This window comes from Nitratireductor sp. GZWM139 (assembly GCF_030068685.1).
In the GTDB taxonomy this organism is placed as follows: Bacteria; Pseudomonadota; Alphaproteobacteria; order Rhizobiales; family Rhizobiaceae; genus Nitratireductor; species Nitratireductor aquimarinus.
On record NZ_JAMQML010000016.1, the window covers coordinates 106,753 to 113,952 of the forward strand.

The following is a 7,200-nucleotide window of genomic DNA, read 5'->3' on the forward strand; positions in this document are numbered from 1 at the left end:
GAGGGGACAAAAAGCAACATGATCGGTTTCATCATTCAGCGCGTGTGGCAGGCGATGATCGTCATCATCGCCATGTCCGTGCTGGTGTTCTGCGGCGTATTTGCGGTCGGCAATCCGATCGACGTGCTGATATCGCCCGACGCCACGCAGGAAATCCGCGCACAGGTTATCGCGCAATACGGGCTCGATCAGCCGCTATGGCAACAATATTTCACCTTCTTTGGCCGCATGCTGCATGGCGATTTCGGAGAATCCTTCGTCTACAACATGCCCGTGACGGAACTGATCCTGTCGCGCCTGCCCGCCACGCTCGAACTGGTTCTGTTCGCCGTCGTCGGTGCAAGCCTGATCGGCATTCCGCTTGGAATGTATGCGGGCTACAAGCACGACACGCCCGCCGCCAAGATCATCATGGGTCTTTCGATCCTCGGCTTTTCGGTTCCCAGCTTCTGGATCGGCCTGGTTCTGATCATGACCTTTGCCGTGCAGCTAGGCTGGCTGCCTGCCGGTGGACGGGGCGCGACGGCATCGCTTTTCGGCATCGAATGGAGCTTCCTGACGGTGGACGGTTTGCAGCACATGCTGCTGCCGGCGATCAACCTCGCGCTTTTCAAATTCGCCATGATGATCCGTCTGGCCAGAGCCGGAACGCGTGAGATCATGCTCACAGACACGATCAAGTTCGCCCGGGCGGCAGGCATATCGGAAAGAACCGTGCTGGTGCGCCACGTCCTGCGCCTGATCGCCATTCCCCTCGTGACGATCTTCGGCCTTGAGCTCGGCTCCACGATGGCCTTTGCCGTGGTGACCGAAACCATCTTCTCGTGGCCGGGCCTTGGCAAACTGATCATCGACAGCATCACCTCGCTCGACCGTCCGGTGATGGTCGCCTATCTGATGCTTGTCGCCCTGCTGTTCGTGCTGATCAACTTCTTCGTCGACATGGCCTATGCGGTGCTCGACCCCAGACTTCGGAGGGCGCGCGCATGATGTCCCGCAACACGCTGCTCGGCCGCTTTCTGCACGAGTTCACACGCAACAGAACGGCGACAATCGCGGCAATCGTCGTGCTCGTGATCGCCATATTGGCGATTTTCGCTCCGCTGGTAGCGCCCCAGAACCCCTATGATCTGGCAAGTCTGGTTCTGCGCGATGCAAGACGCCCGCCGGGCTATGTCGGCACCACCGGCATGCTGCATCTGCTTGGCACGGACTCTCAGGGTCGCGATCTCCTGTCCGCGATTTTGTATGGGCTGCGCATTTCCCTGCAAATGGGGCTGCTGGCCGGCGCCATCGCCTTCAGCATTGGCGCAGTCGTCGGCACATCCGCCGCCTATCTTGGCGGGCGGTTCGAAGCGATCGTGATGCGCATCATCGATTTGCAGCTATCGTTCCCCGCAATCCTGCTTGCCTTCGTGATCGCGGCCCTGCTTGGCCAGGGTGCATGGCAGCTCATCATGGCGCTGGTGTTCGCGCAATATGCTTACTTTGCCCGCACGGCCCACGGCGCAGCCTCGGCCGAACGCCACAAGGACTATGTGGAGGCTGCACTCTCGACACCGCTCAGCGCGCGGCGCGTGGTCCTGCGCCACATCCTCCCCAACTCGCTTCCGCCGCTGATCGTGGTGGCCACCGTGCAGGTAGCGAGCGCCATCGCGCTCGAAGCCACGCTGTCGTTCCTTGGCGTTGGACTGCCGCCCACCGAGCCGTCGCTCGGCATGCTCATCTCCAACGGTTTCCAGTATCTGCTGTCCGGTCGCTACTGGATCTCGATCTATCCCGGTGTCGCGCTGATCATTCTCATCGTCTCCATTAATCTGGTGGGCGATCAGATCCGCGACCAACTGAATCCGAGGCTGAAACGATGACCGCACCACTGCTTGAAGTCTCCGGCCTGAAAACGCACTTCCCCACGATGGCGGGCACCGCCAAGGCCGTCGACGGTGTTTCATTCGCGCTCCAGCGCGGCGAGGTCCTTGGCCTCGTCGGCGAATCCGGGTCCGGCAAAAGCGTCACCGGCTTCTCCCTGATCGGGCTGGTCGACGAGCCGGGCCGCATCGTCGAGGGTTCGGTGCGCTATGAAGGACGCGATCTGGTCGGCATGTCGACCAAGGGCCTGCGCCGCATCCGCGGCAAGGAGATCGCGATGGTCTTTCAGGACCCGATGATGACGCTCAATCCGGTCCTGAGCATCGCCACACAGATGCGGCTCGCCATCGAAGCCCATGAGAGCGTATCGAAGGCAGCCGCCCGCGCCCGCTCCATCGAAGTGCTCTCCCGCGTCGGCATCCCTTCTCCCGAAACCCGTCTCGACGCCTACCCGCACCAGTTCTCCGGCGGCATGCGCCAGCGCGTCGCCATTGCCATCGCGCTTCTGCACCGGCCCAAGGTCATCATCGCAGACGAGCCGACGACGGCGCTCGATGTGTCCATTCAGGCGCAGATCCTTGCGGAGATGAAAACGCTGGTGACCGAGTTCGGAATGGCGATGATCTGGATCAGCCATGATCTGGCGACGGTCTCTTCCATCGCGGACCGCATCGCCGTCATGTATGCCGGGCGCATTGTCGAATCCGGTCCGGTGGGGGCGGTTCTGCGTGCGCCCAGACACCCCTACACCAGAGGGCTTCTGGATTCGCTTCCATCGCGCACCGAACCCGGCCAGCCCCTGACCCAGATCCCCGGCGCGACACCCTCGCTTCTCAACCTGCCGGAAGGATGCGCCTTCGCTCCCCGCTGTCCGCGAGCGGACGCCCTGTGCGCAACAGTTCCGCCGGAAAGCCAGGAGGCGGACCGCACCTTCCGTTGCCATCATCCCGAAACGCAAAGGAGCGCGGCATGAACGCCTTTCTCACGGTCGAGGATGCCGCCAAGCGATTTTCCCCCGGCATCACCTTCGGCGACAAGGTCGCCACATGGCTTGGCGTGCAGAAGCCGCCGCGCTCGGTTCACGCGGTCGACGGCGTCAATCTGACGATTGCGCGGGGCGAGGTTGTTGGCCTCGTGGGTGAATCCGGCTGTGGCAAATCCACCCTCGGACGCATGATCGCGGGCATCCATGTGCCGACCGAGGGGCGCATCCTGCTCGATGATGCGCCGGTCATGTCCGATGGCGTGCGCCCCCGCAAAATCACCACGCGCGTGCAGATGGTGTTTCAGGATCCCTTCGCCTCGCTCGACCCGCGCATGCGCATCGTCGACACGGTTTCGGAAGGGCCCATCGCCCACGGGCTGACCACACGGGCCAATGCTGCGGATTACACGCGCCGCTCGCTGGAGGCGGTTGGCCTCGACCCGGACTTTGCGACCCGCTACCCGCACCAGTTCTCCGGTGGTCAGCGTCAGCGCATAGCCATTGCCCGCGCGCTTGCCATGCAGCCTGACCTGATCGTCTGCGACGAGCCGGTTGCCTCGCTGGACGTTTCCATTCAGGCGCAGATCATCAATCTTCTGATGAAGCTGCGCAAAGAGCTCAATCTGACGCTTCTCTTCATCTCGCACGACCTTTCGGTGGTGCGTCATCTCTGCGACCGCGTGGCGATCATGTATCTCGGCCGCATCGTGGAGGAAGGTGCGACCGACGAAGTCTATGCAACGCCGCAACACCCCTATACGCAGGCTCTGCTCGACAGCGTGCCCAAGCTGGAAATCGATGACGACATCGATGTCGTCTTCAAGCCTATCGAAGGCGAGCTTCCCTCACCGCAGAACCCGCCGCCCGGCTGTCATTTCCACGCGCGGTGCCCGGTAGCACTGGAAAAATGCAAAAGCGTTCGCCCCGCGCTCGTTACAACCGGCATTGGCCGACGGGCCGCCTGCCATCTCGTGCCGGCGCTCGAAACCGCCTGCTGATCGTTTTCATCATTCAATCGGAGAACAACATGGAACCCTGGGAATGGAGCGAGGAAATCTGGCGCTCGAAGGTGAACAAGGTCCGCGCAGGCCGTTCTCTAAAACCCCAAAGCTGGAAGAATGGCGCGCGCTGCGCCGTCGCCTTTTCCTTCGACAGCGATCACGAGACAAACGAGCTTCGTGACGGCGGCGAATCCATCGGCCGCATGTCGCAGGGACAATATGGCAACCGCGTCGGCGTTCCACGCATCCTTGATGTTCTTGGCAAGAATTCCGTTCCCGCCACATTCTTCGTTCCAGCCGTCTGTGCGCTGCTCTACCCGGACGAACAGCGCCGCGTTGTCGCCGAAGGACATGAAGTCGGCCTCCATGGCTGGATCCACGAACTCAACACGAAGGTTCCCGCCGACAAGGAGCGCGAGCTTCATCTGCGCGCCGCCGACACGCTGGAGAAGATCACGGGCATCCGGCCAGTGGGCATGCGGACGCCTTCCTGGGATTTCTCGGATGTGACGCTGGAGATCGAGCGCGAACTCGGGCTCCTCTACGACAGCTCGCTGATGGCCGATGACGATCCATATGAGATCGTGGAGAATGGTGAGCCGACCGGCATCGTGGAACTCCCCGTGGAGTGGATCCGCGACGATGCGGTTTATTTCAACATGAACCGCTTTCAGGCGCTGCGCCCCTATACGCCGCCCACGGATGTTCTCGACATCTTCAAGCGCGAATTCGACCGCGCCTATGCCGAAGGCGGGCTATTCCTCCTGACGATGCATCCCCATGTCAGTGGCTATCGATCACGGATTTTCATCCTTGAAGAGCTCATCGCCCACATCAAATCGCATGACGATGTGTGGTGCGCGACCCACGCCGACATTGCGCGTTTTGTGGCCGATTAAAAAGCCCAGGTTCCGGCAGCTTACGACGCCGGTGATCCAGCCAGAGTGAGCGGAGCGGTGTCGTACTGCGCCTTGAGTCTGGTCATGTCGCCGGCGTACCAGGCCATGCCATAGGACACCGCCGCGCCATTGGCGTGGATCACGCGTTCGATGTTCATGACCGCAGCGCCGGGGGCGAGCGCGAGCCGGTCTGACAGCGTCTCGTCGACAAGCGCAGAACCGATTTCCACATCGCCCGAACGCCACGGCAGATGGTCGATCAGCCAGTCGCCGGGCGGTGTCGTCTCAAAATCCACGGACCGGGCCTCGGGCAACAGGTCCAGATTGATCAGACGCTCTTCATAGCAATAGATCCGATCCCCGATATGGTGCCGGCAGCGGACGGCGAGCACATTGTCCCGGTCGTCCTGCTGCGTGCGCAGATGCGCGCAATCATCCGCATCTGCCTCGCGCTCCACCTGGTCGATGAACTCATAGAGATAGGGCTGTCCCATCTGCTCGGCAACGCTGGCCGGGTCGAGGATCTGCAGGATAATCGAATGCGCCATGGGACGCCGGACGAAACTGCCGGCGCGCTTGCGCGTCTCGATCAGCCCCTTCTGCGCCAGAAGCATGAGCACCTTGGAAACAGTGATGCGCGAACAGGCGTAGTGCTCGCTCAACTCCTTTTCGGTCGGGATGCGATAGCCGGTGTGCCACTGCCCTGAAAGGATGCGGGTTTCCAGATCCGTCTGGATCTTCTCATGCAGCGTGACGCGTCGTCCCGCGCCATTCTTCGCTCGCTTTGTCGGCGTGTTTTCGAGCTTGCCCATGCCCCAGCCTTAGTTCCCCCTTCCGGCCTTGTCGAGGGTGCGAGAGCGCCCTTTCGCAATAATGCATATGCATATTGCGAAAACCGCGTTTCGAGTCTAACGTCAAACCGGAGACAGGATCAGAGGACGTTGTCGGAAACGGTGAGGGGCGATACCGGCTCGACATTGTTGCTCTAAAGGCAGGCTGCCGAAACGGCGGCCGCCAGGCAGCGACGACGCTCAACTGGATGAACAGGAATTTGCGGCAGACCGAACCGGCTCTGCCGACGATATCTCTTTGCCTGAACATATCGGGCAGCTTGAATGAGGGGAGTGAGTACATGCCTATCGATCTGAAGAAAGCACTCGGCGCGACGGCGCTGGCCACCGCCATTCTGGCAGGATCCGGCAGCGCCATGGCGGCCGATCTGCGCGTCAACATCGCAGCCGATCCGTCCATGATCGACCCGATCACCTATTCGGAGCTGATCGCCGGTCAGGTGATCTCGAACATGTATGAAAGCTTCACCGCCATCGATGCGGACGGACAGGTGATCCCCGCGCTGGCGGAAAGCTGGGAACCGCTGGAAGGCAATCTCGGCTTCCGCTTCAAGCTGCGTGAAGGCGTGAAATTCCACTCCGGCCGTGAGTTCACGGCGGAAGATGTGAAGTTCTCCTTTGAAGAGCTTCTGCGCCCCGGCAACAAGGCGGGCCTCAACGCGCCCTATCTGGATGTCGTGGTCGGCGCAGACGCCATGAAGGATGGAAGCGCCGACACGCTTTCCGGCGTCACCGTGGTGGACGATTACACGGTTGAAGTGGCCTTCACGCGACCCGACGTGCTGTTTCCGATCTATCCGATCTACCTGTTCGACAGCGGCATTGTCGAAGAGGCAGGCCCTGAATGGTACAACAAGGTCTCCGCAGGAACGGGCGCATTCAAGTTCGAAAACTGGAGCCGCGGCCAGAAGGTCGAGCTGGCGGCCCATGCCGATTACTGGGGTGGCGCGCCTGCCATCGATGGCGTCGAATTCGTGGTGATCCCCTCGCCGGAAACAGCCATGGCCATGTTCGAGACCGGCGATCTGGACGTGATGGTCGTGGACGGGCCGAGCATGCGCCGCGTGCTGGGCAACCCCGAACTGAAGGAGCGCGCCATCACGGCGGCGCGCGCGCAGGTTCGCTACCTCGCCATGAATTCCGATCTCTATGAGCCCTTCAAGGACAAGCGGGTGCGCGAGGCCGTCTGCCGCTCGCTCGATCAGGACGCGATGATCGCCGGCCTTTACAGCGGGGCAGCCAAGCCGCTCTACGGCCAGGTGACGGAAGGTGTCGCCGGCTACAATCCGGACCTGCCCAAGATCGAATACGACCCGGAAAAGGCCAAGGCGCTTCTCGCCGAGGCCGGCTATCCGAATGGCGAGGGCCTGCCGCCGGTCAAGCTGAGCACGACCGAGCCCAACAAGAACCAGCACCTCTATTTCGCAAGCCAGCTCCAAGAAGTTTTGAACATGCCGGTGGATGTCGAGCTGGTGGAGCGCGGCACGCATCTGAAGTCGATCAATTCCGGGCAGACGCCCTTCTTCGCATGGGGCTGGAGCGCGGGTTATCCTGTCATATGTGGAACGACCCGCTTGGCAAGGGCTTTTTCAGAC

The 7,200-nt window shown here is 61.7% G+C and carries 7 protein-coding genes; 6 read left to right on the forward strand and 1 reads right to left on the reverse strand.

Annotation, left to right across the window (positions count from 1 at the left end; translation table 11 throughout):
- Window positions 1-18 precede the first annotated feature (18 nt).
- The 5 genes from NDI72_RS18155 to NDI72_RS18175 are packed head-to-tail and all read left to right on the forward strand — an operon-like array spanning window position 19 to window position 4,754.
- The gene (locus NDI72_RS18155) at window positions 19-990 is read left to right on the forward strand and encodes an ABC transporter permease (protein WP_206545018.1); all 972 of its coding nucleotides are present in this window, start codon (window positions 19-21) and stop codon (window positions 988-990) included.
- A complete protein-coding gene (locus tag NDI72_RS18160; protein ID WP_283801292.1) occupies window positions 987-1,868 on the forward strand; it encodes an ABC transporter permease in 882 nt (293 codons plus the stop codon). The genes NDI72_RS18155 and NDI72_RS18160 overlap by 4 nt, the downstream gene beginning before the upstream one ends.
- Window positions 1,865-2,842 carry an ABC transporter ATP-binding protein gene (locus NDI72_RS18165; RefSeq protein WP_206545020.1) on the forward strand — a complete coding sequence of 326 codons (978 nt, stop codon included), beginning with the start codon at window positions 1,865-1,867 and terminating at the stop codon, window positions 2,840-2,842. The genes NDI72_RS18160 and NDI72_RS18165 overlap by 4 nt, the downstream gene beginning before the upstream one ends.
- On the forward strand, window positions 2,839-3,852 hold the full coding sequence (locus NDI72_RS18170) for an ABC transporter ATP-binding protein (RefSeq protein ID WP_283801294.1): 1,014 nt from the start codon (window positions 2,839-2,841) through the stop codon (window positions 3,850-3,852). Before NDI72_RS18165 ends, NDI72_RS18170 begins: the two co-directional genes overlap by 4 nt.
- A 29-nt stretch (window positions 3,853-3,881) precedes the next feature.
- Window positions 3,882-4,754 (forward strand): polysaccharide deacetylase family protein, encoded by an 873-nt coding sequence (locus tag NDI72_RS18175; RefSeq protein WP_206545022.1) that lies wholly within the window; start codon window positions 3,882-3,884, stop codon window positions 4,752-4,754.
- Window positions 4,755-4,774: 20 nt separating this feature from the next.
- Here NDI72_RS18175 and NDI72_RS18180 read toward each other — a convergent pair whose 3' ends face one another.
- Window positions 4,775-5,566, reverse strand: a complete 792-nt coding sequence (locus NDI72_RS18180) for a GntR family transcriptional regulator (RefSeq protein WP_283801296.1) — start codon at window positions 5,564-5,566, stop codon at window positions 4,775-4,777.
- 320 nt (window positions 5,567-5,886) lie between these two features.
- Between NDI72_RS18180 and NDI72_RS18185 the strand changes: the two genes are divergently transcribed.
- A partial coding sequence (locus NDI72_RS18185; protein WP_283801297.1) for an ABC transporter substrate-binding protein occupies window positions 5,887-7,200 on the forward strand: 1,314 nt, incomplete at its 3' end.

What these genes read in the sequence shown, in the direction of transcription:
- NDI72_RS18180 (WP_283801296.1), bottom strand. Translation starts at nt 5,566, where the DNA reads ATGGGCAAGCTCGAAAACACGCCGACAAAGCGAGCGAAGAATGGCGCG.
- NDI72_RS18165 (WP_206545020.1), top strand. Translation starts at nt 1,865, where the DNA reads ATGACCGCACCACTGCTTGAAGTCTCCGGCCTGAAAACGCACTTCCCC.
- NDI72_RS18170 (WP_283801294.1), top strand. Translation starts at nt 2,839, where the DNA reads ATGAACGCCTTTCTCACGGTCGAGGATGCCGCCAAGCGATTTTCCCCC.
- NDI72_RS18160 (WP_283801292.1), top strand. Translation starts at nt 987, where the DNA reads ATGATGTCCCGCAACACGCTGCTCGGCCGCTTTCTGCACGAGTTCACA.
- NDI72_RS18155 (WP_206545018.1), top strand. Translation starts at nt 19, where the DNA reads ATGATCGGTTTCATCATTCAGCGCGTGTGGCAGGCGATGATCGTCATC.
- NDI72_RS18175 (WP_206545022.1), top strand. Translation starts at nt 3,882, where the DNA reads ATGGAACCCTGGGAATGGAGCGAGGAAATCTGGCGCTCGAAGGTGAAC.